The sequence below is a fragment of the Shewanella salipaludis genome (assembly GCF_012911865.1).
Lineage (GTDB): Bacteria > Pseudomonadota > Gammaproteobacteria > Enterobacterales > Shewanellaceae > Shewanella > Shewanella salipaludis.
This window is the reverse complement of sequence record NZ_JAAXYH010000003.1, coordinates 328,125-347,363: the sequence shown is the minus strand read 5'-3', so window position 1 is coordinate 347,363 and position 19,239 is coordinate 328,125. Positions and strand designations below refer to the sequence as shown.

The following is a 19,239-nucleotide window of genomic DNA, read 5'->3' as shown; positions in this document are numbered from 1 at the left end:
TTACCGGTCAGGTCTTTACCATCACGCAAAGCCTGAATAGCGGCTTCCATATCGAAAGTTGGTTTGGTCATGTGTCATCTCTTTTTGTCGTAGTTTAATGAAATGACACAGAATTATGAACACTACCGGGTTTGGTTGATTTGGCTCTTGGAAATGTTTTGCCTGTCCTGTCTTTTGCTTTGATCACACTTATTCCAGTTTATTAAAATATTTGCTAGCCTTTTTTCAATCCTTCATTTATCTCAGATTTCGTATACTTATCTAAAGCAGATTTTTGCATGTCAACCCATGAGTCAAAAGTGGTGTTGTTGATAATAAAATATTCCCATTCATCATCTGGTATTGCTTTAAAGTCTTTCGCACTTTCAACTTTGAAACCACTTGCACTAAATAATTCGTTTAGTCCTGAGAAAGCAGAACATCCTGATATAAATTCTGGTGTCATGATTTCACTTAATCCAACCTCATGTGTGTTACCTAAACTCTCTAAATTTTTTTTAAGCTTGGCTAGTTCTTTCATGTTCGACTTGAATGGCATACGTTTCACTCCTTTTCATCTATTTAATATTAATCTTTATAACAAGTAAGGAAAGTAAATAATGATGTTTAGCTAATGCTTAGTTGATCATTTTTACACCTTCAGAAAACAGAACTTTAACAGCGGCTAACGCACCTGTTTTCGCTGTTGTCTTTGCACCTTTCATTAGAACGCTTCCTAATGATTCTTGAATTTTTAGAGATTCAGGCATTAAATTAAGCAATTCAAATGCTTTAGGGGTCAATGTGACAGAGTGAAACTCATTACCAGCTTTCATACGAACCCAAATATAATTTGCTTGTTCTAACCATTCTGCAGTTGAATGACAGACTTTTGATATTTCTTCTGCCTTTCCTGCATTTAACTCCGAATGATCATAGTAGTTTACAACCTTGTTTGTTATTTTATAGCTATCGAATTGTACTCGGTTAGGGAAAGACTCGTAGCACATACCAAGTATTTCTTTAGCTGCCAAGTTAAATAGCTCTATGTTTTGCATTATTTTTTATCCTTGAACTGCCAATAAATAAACCAGGTCATAAGTCGAATCAACAAATGGGGTCAGAGTTCACTTTTAGGGCTTTGGATGCACATCTTGATTGGCTTCTTCTTCCCTAAATGGCGTGCTCGCTGATTGAGTATGAGCCTACCCCGTTTTCCCTCATTGGTTACACCTTAACCTATTTTGTATGGCGTACTCAATATGAAATATCACATTTTTCTTCAAAAATAATGACTTGTATCAAGCTGTCCTTGGGTTGCTCAGGTTTTGTCGACTGTCAGTGTCTGCGGGCTGGTTTCTTGGGCGATTGGTGCCGCTTGGGCTGCTTGTGTCTCGTTGGCGAAAGCTGGCTGTAGGCCGGAGGGGAGGGCGGCGTGGATAGTGCTGCGTACCGTGTCCAGTTGATAGCTGCGTTTGGCGTCGAAGCGGATCAAGGGCAGGCCGGCGCTTTGGCAGGCTTGGGCTATGAGTTGGTCGCGGGACTGGGTCTTGGTGTGTTTATGGCTGTTGTCGTCCAGTTCGATGGCGGCGATAGCCTCCAATGTGTGTTTGTCGCACAGCAGATAGTCGAAGTGTTTGGCGCTGATCTTGTTGAAGGCGATCTGCCAGTGCTTGCGGCTCATGCCTTTTTCCGGGGTGATGACATCTGCGATGCGCACTTTGCCCAGCACACGATAGTGTTCGCCTATTGCCCGGTCCAGTACCCCGAGAAACGAGCGTTCGGCGGCAGAAAACAGCGTTTTATGTTTGCGGTATCGATAACCGCTCTCAGTGCTTGAGCCGAGCAATCGCAGCAGCAATCGCATCAACAAGGGCGCGAGAATGATGAAGAGAAAGGCGGCGGCGATCATGACTAACTGGTTGGTGTTCATAGTACTTCCATGTGTGTAGCCATAGCGGCCGGTATGCAACTGTCCGTTAGTCGCCATAAAAAATCAAGGGGTCAGGGTCATTGAAGTATAGGAATAAAAACCAACAAATGACCAAGTTGTTGGTTAACCCCTATGCCGCCGCAGACTGCAAGAACCCGCCCTTATAAGTTGCCTCGGTACGTTGAATATTCTTTATTAAATCAAAATATTAAACCCAAGGCGACCCTATATGTCCTGTCTTTCTCATGCTTAATAAAAGTCGTGTCTATTTTATTGATACACTTTTCTCAGTCCACTGGTTCTCGGCGCGCTTATCCAGGTGACCACTAAAGCGAGTCAGTGCCAGTGCGACAAGCACAATCACCGCACCGGTCCAAGGGGTATGCATCAAACCCACTTCTGACACAATCAAACCGCCGCCCCACGAACCGAGTGCAATGCCGACATTAAACGCGGCAATGTTCAAACCTGAAGCAACATCCACCGCATCAGGGGAAAATTTTTCAGCCAGTTTTACAACGTACACTTGTAGGCCCGGAACATTACCGAACGCGAATGCCCCCCAAACTAAGATAGTGGCTACCGCAGCGATAGGGTTAACAGCGGTGAAATTGAACACCACCAAGATAGCCGCGAGTCCTGAGAAAATAATCGTTAGCGCTTTGATGGGGCCCATTTTATCGGCCATTTTGCCGCCCCAAATATTACCAACTGCAACGGACACACCGTAAACCAACATGATTAAGCTGATCACATTGGCACTAAATCCAGACTCTTGCTGCAAAATTGGTGCAAGGAAAGTGAAGGCAGTAAAAGTGCCACCGTAACCGAGTGCAGTGATCGCATAAACCAGTAACAACCTGGGCTGAGCCAACACGTTAAGTTGTGATGATAGCTTGGCCGCTGGTGCTTGTTTCAGATTGCTTGGCACTAAAAAAGCACTGCCAATTAAGGCGATTAAACCTAATAGAGCCACAATCAAAAAGGTTGCTTGCCAGCCAAAGGTTTGACCAATGTAAGTACCCAGAGGAACCCCAGTAACAAGGGCGACGGTCAGGCCGGTAAACATAATCGCAATGGCGCTCGCTGCTTTCTCTTTTGGCACCAAGCCAGTGGCAATGGTTGAACCAATCGAGAAAAACACACCATGTGCCAAACCGGTCAAAATTCGAGCCACAATCAGGGTGTTGTAGCCGGGTGCTTGCCATGCAAGTAAATTACCGACGACAAACAGTGACATGACGGTTAGCAACACATGTTTGCGGTTCCATTTTGCTGTCAGCGCGGTCAAAACCGGCGCGCCAACGGCAACGCCAAGCGCGTAAAGGCTAACAAGCAGTCCTGCTGATGGAAGTGATACATTTAAGTCGGAAGCCATAGTTGGGATAAGTCCTACAATCACAAACTCTGTCGTTCCGATAGCAAATGCGCTGAGCGTCAACGCGATAAGTGCTAAAGGCATATAAATTACTCTCTCTTGTCTGATTCTGAAGAACAACATTTAGTGAGCATTTCACTAGGTTGTCGTGCCGTGCTTTGATGGGGCATTCTGCGTGGAAATGTCATTGCTAAAAACAGAGGTTTTTACAAATGATATTTGTTATAAATGCAACAATAGTGGAATGTGGTTTGATGCAAATTGAGGGGGTGGCATGCGAACAAAATCTGGCGATTTAGCAATTTTGCTCGCCGTAGTAGATACCGGCGGATTTTCAGCGGCTGCGGAGAGCCTGGATATACAGGTAGCGCGAGTATCAAGAGCCGTGAGCAAGGTGGAGAGCCAACTTGGGGTCACCATCTTGAATCGAACCACAAGACGTATTGAATTGACCGATGAAGGGCGTCAGTTTGTGGAATCCGTACGTGTTAGTTTGATGCAATTACAGCAGGCAGAAGAAGACATTATCTCGCGTGGTGAACTGCCTAAAGGCCGTCTACGTGTCGATGCTGCCAGCCCCTTTGTTTTTCACCAACTGGTGCCACTGGTTCAGCCATTTCATCAAGCCTATCCTGATATTGAGTTGGAGTTGACTTCCAATGAAGGTTTTGTTGATTTACTGGAAAAGAAAGCCGATTTAGCTATTCGCATTGGCGCTCTAAGTGATTCGACCCTACATGCCAGGCCGCTTGGTAGAAGTCCCTTGTATATTGTGGCCGCTCCTGAATATTTATCGAAACGAGGCATTCCCGATAAAAGCAGCGATCTGGCCCTGCATGACACTATTGGGTTTGTTGGCCCTAAGACACTAAATGACTGGCCTTTAAAAGGTTTTTCTCATTTAGGACCGATGATGTCATCGAGTAATGGGGAAACGGTTCGGCAACTCGCTTTGGCAGGAAATGGCATTGCTTGCCTATCGGGATTTATGGTGAAGAAAGATATTGCCGAAGGACGTTTAATTCCTCTGTTGGAAAGCGAAAAATTCAGCAAGCCAGGAAGAGAGCAGGTTAACGCGGTTTATTATAAGTCTTCTTCCGTCGCTAAGCGTATCTCGGCTTTTATTGATTTTATTCAGCCAAAGCTAACGTTGTAAGAAACGGTAAGGACATATATGGCCACCTTGGGTTGATAAAAACAGTGAGGCCACAGACGACAAGCATCCCCTTCGAATTAGCCCAAGGACAATTCGTGCAAAAGGATCAGCTCCGCTGGGGTGAGTGCTGCGAAGCAGCGTGACGAACGAGAGGTAGGATACCGAACTGGCCCTTATGCAGGGATGCATTTGGCCCATCACTGCATAGGTCGCCAGATCTCATATTCGAGGGCGCCAGCCCTTACCGATACAGCTTAACGGTAGAAGGCTTCAACCGTGCCTTTGATGGTTAGCAGCAGGGGTTGGCCGCGACGGTCCAGGGATTTTGTCGGGACCTTGACCCAACCTTCGCTGATGCAATATTCCTCGACGTCGAATCTTTCTTTGCCGTTGAGCAGTATGCCTATGTCGTGCTCGAAGATGGCGGCCACATGGTGTGGGCTGCGGGGATTGACGGAAAGGCGATCCGGTAAGGCGGGTTGTGCTTGAGTGTCTGTCATTGTCTTAATCTTTTGTTGAGTCAAGGGTAAAAAATCGTGCGCCATTGTAGGCAATAGCGCACTTTTGCTCAAGGGCGAAAATGCGCCGCGTCCGGGGGCAGTGGCACAGCGCTGGTTTTCTTGGCTTCTTGTTTCTGGGCTTTTTTTGCTGGGCTTAGTGGCTGAGTGGCTTCTGGCTTGGTGGCTTTCTGTTTTAGTGGCTAGCTCAGGGCGCGATAGCGGGCGGGGGTGAGGCCGTAGGCTTGTTTGAATTGGCTGGTCATATGGCTCTGATGGCTGAAACCCGTCTGCAGACTGATTTCGGCCAGGCTGGCTTTGCCTTTGAGCAGTTGCCTGGCCTGTTTCAGGCGCGTCAGGGTGATGTACTGCGCCGGGGTGCTGCCGAAGCTGATCTTAAACATGCGCGCAAAATGAAAGGGGCTGAGATGTATGCGCCCGGCCAGTTCGTCCAGGGTGAGCTTAGTGCCGAGGCGGCTGTGGATCATCTCGTTGACTTGCTTCATGTGGGTCACGGACAGGCCGCCGCTGAGTTGCTGTTTCTTTAGATGAAACACATTGTGTTGCGTCAGGAGGCGATTAAAAATCTCGTTGGCGCATTGCTCCCGTGCCAGCAGCGAACAGGCACTGCTCTCTTGGCTCAGCCGCACAAACAGCGTCATCAACTGCTGCAGCTGCGGCTCGTCGGCGTAGAGCAAGTCCCGCAGTTCGACACATCTGACATCCTGATTGAGGGTGCCGGCGGCAAACTGTTTCAGTCCTGTGTCGCTGATATAGCAGTGGATGAACTCGGTCGGCTGTTCAATATGCCATTGGCTGCTGTGGGCCTGGGGCATGATGGACACACAGCCTGGCCCGCCTTTATGCAGACGCTTGTCCAGCCGATAACTGCCTTCGCCCCCCGCCAGATAGAGACTCAGGGTATGGTCGCTGGCCCTCTCATAGTCGACAGCTTGCCTGTCGACCCGCCAGTGACCCGCGGTGATCCCGGCATGGGCGATATCGTCAACTTGCAGCACAGGCGTGACCGCGTGGTGAAAGGCGTTGCTATGGCAATGGTCTGGCATTTGGCACTCCTTCTCCTTATCGCTTATCGCATTTCTCTTATTAGCTATGACTTTTCTCTTGCCACCTATGGCTTTTCTGTTTCCTGGGCCTGACTTTCTCATTGGCACGGTACTTTGCCAGCTGCTGTCAACCAGGACGTGGGCGCGAATATAGCATGATAACCGCAAGATCCTGATAGCGACTTTGTAACTGCCGATGAACAATGTTGCCAACGCAAATGCGCTGACACATAAGCGCTAATACAAACGCGAAAGTGCCCTCCGGGGTCTTTGGACATTTAGAGTAAGGAAGTCACATCATGCAGCCAGTTACAAGCACAGGCGGTTTATCTGCCCCCCTGTTCGAACCCCATGGTCAACAACACAGAATCACCTGGCCCCTGGCCATGCCTTTGGTGGTGTTCGCCTGTTTCCTCATTGGGCAAATGCTCGCCGTGGTGCCCATGGTGGAGCTTGGGTTGATCGATCGCGACAGTTTCGAAACCTACCCGAATATTCTCTACACCCTGGGGGCGACATTCAGCGCCTCCCTCTGCCTGGTCTTGCTGTGGGTTAAGTTTTTCGAGCGACGTTCATTGGCGAGCATCGGCTTGAGCTGTGTCCCCGGCACTCCCAAGAAACTCTTGCACGGCTACCTGACGGGGATAGGCATGGCGACGTTCATCGTCGGCGCTATTTATCTTGCCGGCGGTTATCGGCTGGAACAGCCAACGCTCACCCAGGCCATGAGTCTGCTGCCCGTGTTGCTGCTGTTGCTGACCTTCAGCGTGCAATCTTTCACCGAGGAAATTATCTTCAGAGGTTATCTGTTCAGCCGTTTCACCGAGCGCTATGGCCTGTGGACAGGCATTGCCGTCAACGCCATCCTCTTTACCCTGATCCACCTACCCGGGTTTGATTTCGACAGCCGCAGCCTGCTCACCCTGGTGCTGTTTGCCTTCATGACCTTGGTGTTTTCCGTGTATTTGAGCCTGAAAGTGATAGAGACAGGCAGCATCTGGTTCTCCTGCGCCTGGCATGCGGGCTGGAACTGGCTGTTCATCTGTGGTTTTGGTTTGCCCACCACAGGCATAGCCCTGGATATCCGCCCGCTGGTGCTGGACCTGGGGCTCGACAGTCAGGCGAGCACTTGGCTGACCGGCGGCATAGGGGGCCCCGAAGACAGCGTTATCACCTCGATACTCCTGACCCTGATGTGCCTGCTGGGGATCTACCGCTGCCTTAACAAGACTCGCCGCGCGGCCGTGGCCGGGCATTAACCTCATGGCCTTATGCATGGGCAAATTTGCCTGTGCCGGCGTCATGTCAGTGTCAGTGCGGCTTGAGATGTAGCATGGGTGAGGCCTGGTTTTGTGGAGCTTGAGTTTGGAGCTTGAGTTTTGGGGGAGCGGCTGAAACAATGCCTGCACCAATCCAACTAAGCCCTGCGCTCAACTGACAGAGCATAAACCCAGCATGAACAAGCATGAAGCCAGCCCAGCATGAACCCAGACCAGACTGATGCCATCAGCATTGCGCTGCCCTCCCTCATCCACAGGATAGGCCGGGAGGGGGTAAAGGCTGCCCAGACGCTGGCGCTGCAACATAATTGTGAGCTTAAAAGGGTGCGCCGCTCCAGAAACTGGGCGCTCTGTGGCAAGGCGAGGGCGGTGCAGGCGCTCATTGCCGCCCTGAGGGGAGCCGACTCGGGGGCGGACTCTCTTGAACAAAAGCAGCTCGAACAAAAGCAGCTGGTCCAAAAGCATCTCATTCACAAGCTGGAGCAGGGGCTGTTGCCCCATGCCGACAAGCTCGAATCCCTGGACGCCAAGCTCGCCCGCCTCATCCAAGGCAATCCCGGCGTCACCCTCGGCGAGTTGATGCAACTCACCCAATGCTCGATCGCCCAGGCCAGACTGGCTAGGTTCCAAACCGACCTGGGCTAGCCCGGCCCGGCTGCCGCTAAACCCATTATCAATTTACAGGCTCAGCAAGCGCCGCAAGCCCTTCTGGGCGCAAGGCGTGGGGATGTCACCAGCGCAAGGCGGCTGTTTTCTTGCCAAGCACAGTGCCGTCGAAGATGAGGCTGGCGGCATTGTCGCCGGCGCCGAAGCAGACATGCAGTGGCAGCAGATGCTCTTCCCGCGGGTGGCAATGGCGGGCACCGGGGGCCAGCTGCCAGTCATTCAGTGCCCTGGCCTTGTTCTTGGCATCGGTCGCCGAGTCGGTGCAGGTGTCGACAAGCCAGGCCTCGAAGGCGAGGTTGTCCCTGTCGGGTTCGCTGCCGAAGGCTCTCAGGTTGTGGAAGGAAAAGCCCGAGCCCAGGATCAACACATTCTCCCGGCGCAGTTCGGCTATGGCCCTGCCGATGGCGATATGCTGCTCCGGAGACAATCCCTTGACCAGCGACAGTTGCACGCAGGGGATCTGGGCCTTTGGGTACATGAGTTTGAGCGGCACGAACACGCCGTGATCCAGGCCGCGCTTGGCATCCAGCCTGGCGGCTATGCCTGCGTGTTCCAGCAGCGCCTTGAGGCGTTCGGCCAATAGCGGATGCCCCTTGACCGGGTAGCTTATCTTGTAGCTCTCCTCGGGAAAGCCATAATAGTCGTAGATGAGCCCCGGGGCCTCGGCCGAGGTAATGCTGGCGACCTCTTCTTCCCAGTGGGCACTGATGATGACTATGGCCTCGGGTGCCGGGAAACTTGCGGGCAGCGCCTTAAGGAAAGCTATCAGCTCCCCATGGCCAGGCTCATTGAGCAGCGGCAAGGGGCCGCCACCATGGGGGATAAAGATGACGGGGGCTTTCTGGCTGTGACTCTGACCCTGACTCATATTGTGCCTCTGTGGTTGATTGTGTGCCTGATGAATATCTGCCTTGGCAGCTGGGTTTACGTCAAGGGGCGGAGCTCTCATGCCTGCCGCCCCATCCCGTGCAGGGCATGGCTTTAGCGTGACAGATTACCGAACTTGCCGTTGCTGTTTTTCCATTCGGCTTCGGGCAGCAGGGTTTCCAGCACATCCCAGTGCTCGACTATCTTACCGTTTTCCACCCGGAACAGATCGTAGAAGGAGGTGGGCTCGCCGGCAAAGGCACCTTCACTGATGCTGAGCACAAAGTTACCCTGACCCAACACCTTGTGGTTTTTATGGTAGACCATGCTGATGCCCTGGGCCTTCATGGCATCTATGGCTTGGGCCAGGCCCGAGAGGCCATCGGCAATCATGCTGTTGTGCTGCAGATACTGCTCGCCATCTATGAACCGGCCCAACTTGTCGTATTCGGCATTGACCAGCACATGTTGGACAAAAGCAGTCACCAGTGCCTTGTTGGCCTCTGTGTGCGTCAGATCTGTCAATGCCGTGCTGCCATCCAGCTGGGTGCGACCGCTGGGGTTGGGTTGTTCGGCCTTGGGCGCGAGATTGTCCCAGTGCTCGACTATCTTGCCGTCATTGAAGCGGAACAGGTCAAAGCCGACCTTGGGGCCGAAGAAGTTGTAGTCTGTGTGGGTGAAGACGAAGTCGCCATCCTCGAAGGCCCGCACTACCTTGACCTTGGCGCTGCCCTCCGGCAGGGTCTGGAGCAGTTCGCCGAACCCGGCCAGACCGTCGGCAACGGCCAGATTGTGCTGGGTATAGCGGGCGGCATCGACATAGCCCAGGGCCTGCTGATCGCCTGTCTCTATGGCATTGAGCAGGGCGACGGCTTTCTCACTGTTGGATAACGACATGGTGGACTCCTCGTTGGCAAAGGCGCCGCTGCCCAGCAGGAGTGTGGCAATCAGGACGCTGATGGATATTGATTTCATCTTGGTGGCTCGCTTGGTTGAACATGGCCATATTTTGGCCCGGGAGCGTCTTTGGTGGCAGGTCAGGATGGGAAAGAAAATGGTAAAAGTCGAACCCTAAAGCGCTTTTCTGAACTGGTTCGGCGTCATGGAAGTATGCTTCTTGAAGTATTTCACGAAGTTGCTGGCCTCATCGAAACCCAGGGCCGAGGCCAACTGTTGCACCTGGAGATTGTCCACCCGCAGGCGGCGTTTGGCTTCCAGCACCCTGTGCTCGTCAATCAACTGCTTGGCGGTTTTGCCTGTGGCGGCCTTGCAGATGACGTTGAGCGTCTTGTAGCTGGTGCCCACCCGCGCCGCATACTGGCGGGCGTCATGTATCCTGTCCAAGTGTTGGTTCAGCTGGCTGATAAAGCGCTCAAAAGCCTGAGTGTGGGCCTTTGACAGGGTGTTGTGTTGCAGTTGGGGGGCGGCTTCGTTGACCTTGGTCAGCAGGGCGGCGAACAGCAGTTGCAAATAGGCATTGTTGGGCCTGGGTTGGGTGAACTCGGCGGCTATGACCTCAAGCAACCCTTCCAGCGCTTGGCGGACCTCGGCGGATGCCTGGAAACAGGGCCGGTAGTTGCAGACGAACTGGCTGGGGGCAAACAACTGCACTTCTATGCCCTTGGTGACAGTGTCGAGAAACTCCCGGGTGAAGAGAATGAGATGGCCCTTGGGTTGGCTGCGGGTGTCGAAAGCCTGGATCTGCCCCTGGTTGATCAACACCAGGCTGCCGGGCTGGAGCTGGTATTTCTGAAAGTCGATGAAGTGTTCACCTTGACCCTCGGTGATCAGCAGCAGATTGTAAAAGTGAATTCTGTGGGGTTGGCCGGCAAAGTCCTGCGGCGCCGCCAGCGCCCTTTGGTACAGGCTCTCCAAGGACAGAATTTCAAAGCCCGGCTGTGGCAGCGGGCTTTGGCGAAACGCCACTTCGGGGACATTCATTGGGGGTTGCATTGGCTAACCTATCACTCAAACCGGATGTTCGGATTGTGACACCGAAACCCTGGGCCGGGCAAATGCGCCTTTTGCCATAGTGGTAAAACACTGCGCCGGCGTATGTGCCTGATATCAGCGGCAGGCTGACTCACACATTCTAGAATGGCATATTCAATTCTGGGTACATTATGGGATCCAGGAGTGCCGGGGTCATGTGCCATTTGCGGTAGATGGCGTCGAGCCGGCCTTGGCTGAGCAGCTCCTGGAACAGCCGATTGAAGGCCTTGACCGACTCGAAGGGGGTGTGATGCATCTCGAAGGCGAGGCAATAACGGACGTGGGTTTCGCCCGGGGTGTAATCCAGCGCCGTCAGGCCCAGGCGCTTGGCATAATAGGCGCCGACGTCCTTGTTGACATAGTAAGCGTCGAAGCGGCCCTTCTGCAGCATGCGCAACGGGGCTTCATTGGCCTGGGGGTAGAGTTCGACCCTCAGTCTGGCCATTCCCTGTTGTTGGCGTTGCCGCTCTATTTTCTGCAGTGAGCCGTGGGTATTGGAGGGGGAGAATACCCCGACGACTGTGTCCGCTGTGGCTTGCTCTGGGATAAAGGGATTGTTTTTCAGTGAGTAGAAGCCGTACTCAGTCTCGACCATGGGCAGCGAGAACCACATGCTGCTGGCCCTTTCCTGGCTCCAACCCAGGAAGGTCGCCTGCATCTCGCCGGTAAAGAACAGCTGTTTGGCGCGGCGATTCGGCCTGAGGCTGATCTCGCATTTATCGGGCCAGTCCTGGCAGACTCTCTGGGCGATTTCGACTAAGGCGCCCGTGGCTTTGCCTTGGTCATCGACGAAGCTGAAGGGGGCGAATTCGTGGAAGACGATGTGTAACTTATATGTCTCAGGGGCATGACTTTCCAGGGGCCCAGGGGGTACAGGTTCGGCTCGCAGCGGGGCGTTGAACGCCAAGAGCGTGATACAGAAAAAAGCGATGTTGAGTATCTGTCTAAGAGGCATAGCATCGTGTTAAATATTTGTGTCATTCGAGTCTACCATAAAAAACGGGGAGCGCACCGGGTGAGGCTGAAAGTAAAAAGCGAACCCTAAAGGTTCGCTTTTTCGGCGCTCTTGGCGGCATAAACTGAAACTGCCGCGCCAACTCTGTTGCCGTTATTGGCTGGTGAAACCGCCATCCACCGCCAGCGATTGTCCCGTCAGGTATTGGGCCTTGTCGCTGGCGAGAAAGACTATGGTCTGGGCGATTTCATCGGCCCTGCCTATGCGTCTGGCGGGCACAGCCGAGATCAACCCCTTCTTGAACTCTTCATTGCCACCGGTGAAACGGTCGAACATCTCGGTTTCGATGGGGCCAGGGGCCACGGCGTTGACCCTGACCCCGGAAGCCGCACCTTCCAGTGCGGCGCACTTGGTCAGGCCCTCGACGGCATGCTTGCTGGCGACATAGACGGACGCGCCGGGAACGCCTATCTTTCCGGCGATGGAGGATAGGTTGATGATGGCTCCCGAGCCCTGGGTCAGCATGACCCGCATCTCATGCTTGAGGGACAGGAGGGTGCCAAGCACATTGGTGGCGAAGGTCGCCTCGAAGTTTTCCGGCGTTTCCTCCGGCACAAGTGTCGGCCGACCCTCGGTGCCGGCATTATTGACCGCCACGTCCAGGCGGCCAAATTTAGCGACTGTTTGCTCCACCAGGTTCTGCACCTGTGACTCGAAACGCACATCGGCCCGCACGAATTCGGCTTGGGCGCCCAGGGCGCGCAGTTCAGTGACCAGTGCCAAACCTGCTTCTTCGCGACGGCCGCTGACGACCAGATTGGCGCCTTCCCGGGCGAAGGCGAGGGCGGTGGCGTAACCTATGCCCGTGAGGGCGCCTGTTATGAGGACTACCTTGTTGTTCATTGCATTCTCCTGCTGCTAAGAGGTTGTCGCTACTTCGTTTATTCTCCTTCATTACTGTAGAAGCTGTTCGGCAAAAAGGTAACGCCGGGCCGAAAAAAGCCGCGAGGGGCACAGATAGCGGGTATCGCGACATAAGATCCAGAGGCGATTTGTTAAAGTGTTAATTCTTTGCATAAACTTGTCGCAGGTTCGAGCGCTGAACCCAGGCATAGACACACCATCCACTCCCGGGCCTAGCCCGCATCATTAGGAGCTACCCATGTTCAGAAAAATCCTGTTCGTCCTGGCGGTCATCATCGCCATTCCGCTGGTGGCCGCGTTGTTTGTTAAGCAAGACTATGGAGTTACGACCAGTATCAGCATAAACAAGCCGGTTGCTCAGGTGTTCGACTATGTCAAACTGCTGAAAAACCAGGATAACTATAGTGTCTGGGCTAAGATGGATCCGGATATGAAGCAGACCTTTCGCGGCACGGACGGCACAGTCGGCTTCGTGTCGGCCTGGGCCAGCGACAAGGAAGAGGTCGGGTCCGGTGAGCAGGAAATCATCGCCATAACAGAAGGAAAGCGCATCGACTACGAGCTGAGGTTCATCACTCCCTTCGCCGCCACGGACAGGGCCTTCATGACCACGGAAGCGGTCGAGGATGATGAAACCTTGGTTGGCTGGGGCTTCGTGGGGCATATAGATTACCCCATGAACCTGATGCTGTTGTTCGTGGATCTGGAGACCATGGTAGGCAAAGATCTGCAGCAAGGGCTGAATCAGTTGAAGGTTATTCTGGAGAAGCAATAACATTTGGTATTGGCCTAAAGAGCACTGAGCCTGGATAGCCGGAGCCTGAGTAGCTTGGCCTGAGTAGCCAGGTCAAGCCAGGTCAAGCTAGGCAAGCCAGCCAAGACAGGCTCCGGGTCATTTTCCGCTGGCTAGGCCGCCGAAAACTCGTCCTGTGACGCCATAGCCGCCTGGTGCTGGCGCTGTTCCTGCTCACGCAGCTCGCTGGAATACAGGCTGACCCTGTCCCGTCCGGACTTCTTGGCGTGATACATGCCTGTGTCGGCATCGGCGATCAGTTGCTCCAGCTCGAAGCCGGACAGCGCCGAGCCAGTGACCCCGAGGCTGGCGCTGATAGCGAAGCTGAAGCCGCTGTCGGCGGTATCTATGGCGGCCAAGCCGGCGCGCAGGCGTTCGGCCAGCGCCATGGCCCTGTCCAGGTCGCATCCGGGCAGCAGCAGGAAGAATTCCTCACCGCCCAAACGGGCGAAGATGTCATTCTTGCGGGTGCTCGCCATGCAAACGCTGGCGACCTTCTTCAACACCCAGTCACCGCAGGCATGACCATAGTTGTCGTTGATCGCCTTGAAGTTATCCAAGTCCAGCAGGATACAGCTGATCTCCTGACTGCTGTTGCGGCAGTAGTCCAGGCTGGCGGTCGCCAGCTGAGTGCAGTGGCCGCGATTATAGACACCCGTCAGCGCATCGTATTCTGCCAGGGTTCTCAAGCGTTTATGGGTACGGCCGGCCCTGTAGATCAGCACCAGCAGTGCCGTCACGCAGAGTATGAGCAGGGCGATGAACAGGCGGTTATTTTCCGCCTCGGCGCTTGCGAGCTGTTGCTCCAGTCGCAGCAGATTATTCTGTTTGTCCAGCAGGCTTATCTTGCTCTGCTGCTCGATGGACTGGTGCTGCGCCAGCTGATAGGCGAGAAACTTGGTCTTGGTTTCATCCAGATATGCCTTGTCGGCCTCGGCAAACTTGATGTGGTAATCCAGTGCTGTTTGATAGTCGTTGCGCTGCAGTGCTATCTGATAGAGGGTCTCATACACCTGCACTATGGGTTGGGTCGCGTCCAGGCTCTTGCCCAGCTCCAGTGCCTTGAGGGCATAGTGCTCCGCCAGCTCGGGCTGTTGCAGCGCCCAATGGGCTCTGGCCATTACCGAGTAGAACTCGGCAATGAGCCTGGGGTAGTGGGTCGCCTCCACTTCGGCTAGGTGAGGTGTCAGCAATATTAAGGCACTCTGGCTATCCGCTGATTTAAGATAAACGTTTGCCAAGTGAATGCGGATAAAGTTACTCAGCACGGCCTCACCCTGTTGCTCACAAACCTTTATCCCGTCTTGTATCTCCGGGGAATCTGTCTCTAAGCTATGTAGATTAAACCTGGCCTCCAGCTTGAGTTGCTTGGCAAAACAGAGGGTACGGCCGGCGGTGGCGGTATTTTCCAGCCGGCTGGCATACTTGAGTCCAAGCTCGTATTGACCCAGTTGGTTGTAGAAGATGGCCGCCACCACCAGGCCGTTTTGGCGCATGGCTTCGTCGGAGATGTTGGGCAATGCTTCCAGTGCCAGGGCCAGGTGAGTGAGGCCCTGGGGCCAATCCCTGGTGACTGCGAGATTATTGACTATGGCGAGGTTGGCGCGATATTGCAGCAGCGGGCTGGCATCCGAGCCTATCAGCTGTTTATATTTTTCCAGTCCCAGTTCCAGCTTGCCGGTGAAAGAAAGTTGATAGCCTTGCAAATAATCCAAATAATGTTTTTGTTCGTTGGATAGACTGGAGCGCTCGGCCTCGAGCTCGCTCAGCAGCTCGCTGAAACGCACAGGCTGGCTGCTGCGGATCGCTTCCGCGGCAGCCAGTTGCTGTGTCAGTTTGTGCTGCTCAGAGATCCTGTTTGGCTCAGCAGTCTGTGACTGCTCAGGAGCCGTGTTCGGCTCAGAGGCTGACACAGCTCCCGTGACCAGCAGGGCACCCAGTAGCAAGCCCAACAGCAGTGGCTGCAATTTCATGCAACCGCTGCTGAAGCCGCTTGTCGGCTCTAAGCCTATGTGCTGTAAGGCCATAAATTAGCCGTTTGCCACCATACGGATTGTGTCCTGTTCTTGTTCGGCAGGAGCCTCTTCGGTCGGCTGCTCGTCTTCCGCTGGAAATAAAGCACAGAAGATGTCAGGTGCTATGTCCAGCTGACGCTCCAGGCTGACGGCATCATTTGCCAGTAAGGCCTGCTTGAGTTCGGCCGTCAGGTCGGTAGCCTGGATTGCCGTTAATTGTGCGTCGCGACTCTGCAGTCCGGCGTCCTGACCCATACGTTCGAACAGTTGGATGATGTTAGACATGTTGCTTCCTTCTTTTTTTTGGTGTCGTTGGTGTTGTTGGTTATCTGTTTTCTTTTTAATTAACGTACGTCGCTTACGTGCGGCGCTGTCGACTGACGCCTGACTCAGGCTTCTGCCTCTGCATCGCTACTCTCCGGCGCCCTGGCCGCCAGTTCTGCATCTATGGCGTCCAGCCGTGCCAGCAGTTCATGGTTGGGCTCCATCGCCCGGCCCGGCGGGACTACCAGAGTGGTGTGCTGGAAAATTTCGGCATCCCGCAACTTGGACAGCGGCAGCCGCTCCATCCTGGGGATGTCTGTCGGTAATACTGCCGCCTCGTACAGTATCACCTCATGCTCGCTTGGGTAGTCCTCGGCCAGCAGTTCCAGCAGTGGCTGGCGATGGTCGCCGCCGGTGGCGAACCTGGCTATGCTGCGATCGCCGGCCAGGCCTATTTGCCACAGCACCAGGTAGGCGGAGGGATCGAACCTGCGTTTATAGAACATGAACTGGCTGGCTTCATAATGCTGACAGCCGACGCGGCCGGGATCTATGCCAAGATCGGCAAACAGACAGTCTTCGGCGGAGATCCCAGGGATCATGCTGGCCGCGAAGCCCTCGGCACGGGCAATTTCTATCGCCTTGTGGGGCGCGTAGGCAAACACCCCTGGGTGGCCGTAGAAGGCACCGACCACTTTTTTGCCGGCCCTGACCTCGGTCAACATGGCGTCGACCATTTCAGCGTAGGTCACTCGCCTGTCCTTACCTGTCTGGTAGAAGCCCTGCAGGCTGCGCACATCCGGATGCATCTGTTTGATCCACAGTTCGACTATGCCGTTGGACACGCCGCAGAACACCACATCCGCCTGGCTGATGTAACTCTTGCTCAGGGGGCAGATGTGCGCCCCCAGTGTCATGCCTGTGCCGACACAGGTTAAACTTCCGGTTCTTGCTTCGGTATCCGACACTTGCATCGCCCCTGAGTTCCTTAATCCGCGTTTATTCTTGTTGGTTTTGGCCGTTAAGATAACAGTTATCGGTGTGAAGATTAACTGTAATCTTTAGGTAACTTTTTCACGTTTAAACCAATGTTCGGCCAGCATATGGCAGTGGCGACTGTCACTGGTATCTGCGTCGGCTTTGAATTCGCTGGCGTCATCGAAACAGAATCCCAATTTCTTCACGAAGCGTTCGGTCGCCAGGTTACGTTTGGCGAACTGGGCATCTATCCGTTTGAGTCCGAGCCGGTCGAAACCGTGTTGCATCAGCGCGCCCATGGCCTCCTCCGGTATCAGCTTGCCGTTGGCGCTGCGCAGCAGCATTATGCCTATCTCGGCTCTGGCGGCATCTTGCCTGACATTTGTCCTGGCATCTGCCTTGTGTGCTGTGGCTTTTTTGTCCGCTGTGGCCTTATTGTGCGCTGTGGCCTCGTGTGCAGAGGCTTTGGCCCAGCTGAAGCCCTGGATCCCCAGGGGCTCGCCGGTCAGTTTGTCTGTGATGACCCAGCTCAGCAGCGTCGGCGCCGGTGCGGCCATGAGCTTCAAGCTGGTCCAAAAGGCGCGCTCGGCCCGCGCTTGGCTCAGCGGCGCCGCTATGTGGCGCATGATTCTGGCGTCGGTGTAGAGGCTGCAGTAGAGCGGCAGATCTCGTTCGGCCAGAGGGCGGTTTACTAACCTGGTGCTGGTGAATACATGGGTATCCAACGATTGCCCGGCTGTTTCTGTCTCTGGCCCGGTTAGCATGCTTCTGTCCTCAGCGGCGCAAAGCCGATGACCCCGTTCGGCGCAATGCTGCGATCGAACAGGGTGAAATAGTTGTTCAGCAGCGGCAGGCCGAGAATGGACTGATTCGGCCAGTTGGGCAGCTGTGAAATGATCTTGAAGCAGGCCCGGCCGGGGGCAGGGCTGTTGAGCTGCCAGTAGGTCTCAGGTCGGCAGCTGAGTATGACCTCCCCGGCCTGTGCTTGCGACTGTGGCGACTGTCCTGTGGGCGCGGCGGCGAAGATAAAGTGAATATCCGGCCAGTCTGCCAGCCTGAGGTTGGCGGCATCTATGCCTGTCTCTTGGGCGCTCAGCGCTTTGAAGGGCGCGAGCAGTTGGGCGAAGTCGGCCGAGTGGCGGCACAATGCCTCGATCATGGCCTGATACAAGGCGTCGGTCAGGGCTATGCCCGAGGCGCCTGTGTCTATGATGGCGTTGCTGAAGTAGTTGGCCCGATATTCGGGTTGCAGCGGCGCGGCCGTTATTCGCGGGCCGTCGGCAACCTGCAGTGCAACCAGGCTGACGTTGTAATAAATGTCGTGCTCGACCGCCAAGGTTTGGAATTCACCTTGGTAGAAGCGGCTCAGTTCTTCGCCGCCACCCAGCACCAGATAGCCCTGATTTAAGGGATCTGCCTCAAGCTCTGCCTGGGTGGCGCCGGCATGGGCCACATGTATGCTGGAGCGGCGGCTGTAGAAGGCAAACTTGTTGGCGCACAGTCCCTGTTGGGTCAATACGCTGAAATAGGGATCTATGTCCTGCTCGTGCTGTTGCCAGAGGAAATGCTTGAACGCGGATAAGTCGTTGCAGTCCAGCTGCGTCAGTTTCATTTGCTCTTGGGCAGCATTCGGCTTGGGAGCCATGGCCTTAGGCTCTGCAGCAAGGGCTGTGGTCTCAGTTGCAAGGATCTTGGTTTTTGTTGCAAGAGGGGACGCCTCGGTTGCCAGTGGGCTGGATGAGGCCACTTTGGGGGCCTTTGACTCGAAGGGCCAGGGATAGCTGAGCGGCGGTTCCACGCCGTTGGCGCGCAGGCAAGCCGTGAGGTCATAGCTCTTGTTCAAATGCCGATAGGCCAACCCCAGAATGCCGTCGGCATCGCCGAAGGTATGCTCCTGACCGGCGCAGGCCAGTGCCAGCGGGGTGCTTTCCAGCACCAGCGAACTCTTGTCCGTGCCGGCCTGCACCCGGGTATGGACCACTGGACCATCCCAGCCGCCGATGCCATAGTTGATTTCCTGTGCCAGCGATGTGGCCTTGAGACTGGCATCCTTGTCCGGGTGATAGGAACCCTCACGCACCACCAGGGTGCTGCTGCCGGTATCCAGGATGAGGTTGACGCTATCCCGGCGGCTACCCAGCTGCAGCCGGACAGTATAATCCCCTTTGGCATGGACATTGGTCAGCGGCAGTATCAGAGTTTGCTTATCCGGCATATTGAGTTTGTTGTTATTGTTATTGTTGTTTTTGTTGGGCAGAGCCATTATCACCTGAACCAAGCCAGTGTCGGTCAATCGCCGGCGGCCACAAGCGAAAAAGAGCAAGCCCACAGACAGTGGACTTTATAGCAGAAGCAAACACAAAAGTTAACCAATTGTTATGTTTTTGCGCCCGGGCGCAACTCATTTCGCCCACCGGAGGCAGCGCACTGGTCTGGGATGAGTTCCTCGAGCCGTTTGGCATTCTTGACGTAACGTTTTAAGCTGGGCAGGTAAA

General features: G+C 54.4%; 20 protein-coding genes. 4 read left to right on the top strand and 16 right to left on the bottom strand.

The features are described 5' to 3' along the window. Nucleotides 1-214 precede the first annotated feature (214 nt). The 4 genes from HC757_RS07250 to HC757_RS07235 all read right to left on the bottom strand — a co-directional run bounded on the left by HC757_RS07250 (nucleotide 215) and on the right by HC757_RS07235 (nucleotide 3,374). A complete protein-coding gene (locus tag HC757_RS07250; RefSeq protein ID WP_169563628.1) occupies nucleotides 215-538 on the bottom strand; it encodes a hypothetical protein in 324 nt (107 codons plus the stop codon). A gap of 79 nt (nucleotides 539-617) precedes the next feature. Next, entirely contained in the window at nucleotides 618-1,037 is a 420-nt protein-coding gene (locus HC757_RS07245) for a hypothetical protein (protein ID WP_169563627.1), read from the bottom strand. A gap of 263 nt (nucleotides 1,038-1,300) precedes the next feature. Then, nucleotides 1,301-1,912 carry a DUF2726 domain-containing protein gene (locus HC757_RS07240; RefSeq protein ID WP_169563626.1) on the bottom strand — a complete coding sequence of 204 codons (612 nt, stop codon included), beginning with the start codon at nucleotides 1,910-1,912 and terminating at the stop codon, nucleotides 1,301-1,303. Nucleotides 1,913-2,177: 265 nt separating this feature from the next. Continuing rightward, entirely contained in the window at nucleotides 2,178-3,374 is a 1,197-nt protein-coding gene (locus HC757_RS07235; RefSeq protein ID WP_169563664.1) for an MFS transporter, read from the bottom strand. A gap of 190 nt (nucleotides 3,375-3,564) precedes the next feature. Here HC757_RS07235 and HC757_RS07230 point away from each other — a divergent pair, with 190 nt between their 5' ends. Then, the gene (locus tag HC757_RS07230) at nucleotides 3,565-4,446 is read left to right on the top strand and encodes a LysR substrate-binding domain-containing protein (protein WP_169563625.1); all 882 of its coding nucleotides are present in this window, start codon (nucleotides 3,565-3,567) and stop codon (nucleotides 4,444-4,446) included. A gap of 254 nt (nucleotides 4,447-4,700) precedes the next feature. Here the strand turns inward: HC757_RS07230 and HC757_RS07225 are convergent, their stop codons facing one another. After that, nucleotides 4,701-4,946 carry a DUF3297 family protein gene (locus HC757_RS07225; protein ID WP_169563624.1) on the bottom strand — a complete coding sequence of 82 codons (246 nt, stop codon included), beginning with the start codon at nucleotides 4,944-4,946 and terminating at the stop codon, nucleotides 4,701-4,703. A 200-nt stretch (nucleotides 4,947-5,146) separates the two neighbouring features. Then, nucleotides 5,147-6,010, bottom strand: coding sequence for a helix-turn-helix transcriptional regulator (locus HC757_RS07220; protein WP_169563623.1), 864 nt, complete (start codon nucleotides 6,008-6,010; stop codon nucleotides 5,147-5,149). A 299-nt stretch (nucleotides 6,011-6,309) separates the two neighbouring features. Between HC757_RS07220 and HC757_RS07215 the strand changes: the two genes are divergently transcribed. Both HC757_RS07215 and HC757_RS07210 read left to right on the top strand, forming a co-directional pair. Further along, nucleotides 6,310-7,269: a CPBP family intramembrane glutamic endopeptidase gene (locus HC757_RS07215; protein WP_169563622.1), complete on the top strand. Its 960-nt coding sequence runs from the start codon at nucleotides 6,310-6,312 to the stop codon at nucleotides 7,267-7,269. A gap of 222 nt (nucleotides 7,270-7,491) precedes the next feature. Then, entirely contained in the window at nucleotides 7,492-7,935 is a 444-nt protein-coding gene (locus HC757_RS07210) for a ribosome recycling factor family protein (RefSeq protein ID WP_169563621.1), read from the top strand. Between the two features lie 85 nt (nucleotides 7,936-8,020). On the opposite strand, the gene HC757_RS07205 is transcribed toward HC757_RS07210, so the two are convergent. The 5 genes from HC757_RS07205 to HC757_RS07185 all read right to left on the bottom strand — a co-directional run bounded on the left by HC757_RS07205 (nucleotide 8,021) and on the right by HC757_RS07185 (nucleotide 12,673). After that, nucleotides 8,021-8,824 carry a DODA-type extradiol aromatic ring-opening family dioxygenase gene (locus HC757_RS07205; protein WP_169563620.1) on the bottom strand — a complete coding sequence of 268 codons (804 nt, stop codon included), beginning with the start codon at nucleotides 8,822-8,824 and terminating at the stop codon, nucleotides 8,021-8,023. 113 nt (nucleotides 8,825-8,937) lie between these two features. Next, the gene (locus tag HC757_RS07200; protein ID WP_169563619.1) at nucleotides 8,938-9,798 is read right to left on the bottom strand and encodes a nuclear transport factor 2 family protein; all 861 of its coding nucleotides are present in this window, start codon (nucleotides 9,796-9,798) and stop codon (nucleotides 8,938-8,940) included. A gap of 96 nt (nucleotides 9,799-9,894) precedes the next feature. Continuing rightward, the gene (locus HC757_RS07195; protein ID WP_169563618.1) at nucleotides 9,895-10,776 is read right to left on the bottom strand and encodes a helix-turn-helix domain-containing protein; all 882 of its coding nucleotides are present in this window, start codon (nucleotides 10,774-10,776) and stop codon (nucleotides 9,895-9,897) included. Between the two features lie 139 nt (nucleotides 10,777-10,915). Next, nucleotides 10,916-11,770, bottom strand: coding sequence for a substrate-binding periplasmic protein (locus HC757_RS07190; protein ID WP_169563617.1), 855 nt, complete (start codon nucleotides 11,768-11,770; stop codon nucleotides 10,916-10,918). Nucleotides 11,771-11,923: 153 nt separating this feature from the next. Further along, nucleotides 11,924-12,673, bottom strand: a complete 750-nt coding sequence (locus HC757_RS07185; protein ID WP_169563616.1) for an SDR family NAD(P)-dependent oxidoreductase — start codon at nucleotides 12,671-12,673, stop codon at nucleotides 11,924-11,926. Between the two features lie 259 nt (nucleotides 12,674-12,932). Between HC757_RS07185 and HC757_RS07180 the strand changes: the two genes are divergently transcribed. Beyond that, nucleotides 12,933-13,469, top strand: coding sequence for an SRPBCC family protein (locus tag HC757_RS07180; RefSeq protein WP_169563615.1), 537 nt, complete (start codon nucleotides 12,933-12,935; stop codon nucleotides 13,467-13,469). A gap of 131 nt (nucleotides 13,470-13,600) precedes the next feature. On the opposite strand, the gene HC757_RS07175 is transcribed toward HC757_RS07180, so the two are convergent. The 5 genes from HC757_RS07175 to HC757_RS07155 form a co-directional block, all read right to left on the bottom strand. Beyond that, nucleotides 13,601-15,460 carry a GGDEF domain-containing protein gene (locus HC757_RS07175; protein WP_169563614.1) on the bottom strand — a complete coding sequence of 620 codons (1,860 nt, stop codon included), beginning with the start codon at nucleotides 15,458-15,460 and terminating at the stop codon, nucleotides 13,601-13,603. A gap of 57 nt (nucleotides 15,461-15,517) precedes the next feature. Next, the gene (locus HC757_RS07170) at nucleotides 15,518-15,787 is read right to left on the bottom strand and encodes a hypothetical protein (protein WP_169563613.1); all 270 of its coding nucleotides are present in this window, start codon (nucleotides 15,785-15,787) and stop codon (nucleotides 15,518-15,520) included. Nucleotides 15,788-15,891: 104 nt separating this feature from the next. Next, nucleotides 15,892-16,734, bottom strand: a complete 843-nt coding sequence (locus HC757_RS07165) for an SAM-dependent methyltransferase (RefSeq protein WP_342343050.1) — start codon at nucleotides 16,732-16,734, stop codon at nucleotides 15,892-15,894. Between the two features lie 93 nt (nucleotides 16,735-16,827). After that, on the bottom strand, nucleotides 16,828-17,508 hold the full coding sequence (locus tag HC757_RS07160; RefSeq protein WP_169563611.1) for a GNAT family N-acetyltransferase: 681 nt from the start codon (nucleotides 17,506-17,508) through the stop codon (nucleotides 16,828-16,830). After that, the gene (locus HC757_RS07155; protein ID WP_169563610.1) at nucleotides 17,502-19,007 is read right to left on the bottom strand and encodes a pepsin-like aspartic protease; all 1,506 of its coding nucleotides are present in this window, start codon (nucleotides 19,005-19,007) and stop codon (nucleotides 17,502-17,504) included. The genes HC757_RS07160 and HC757_RS07155 overlap by 7 nt, the downstream gene beginning before the upstream one ends. Between the last annotated feature and the right edge of the window lie 232 nt (nucleotides 19,008-19,239).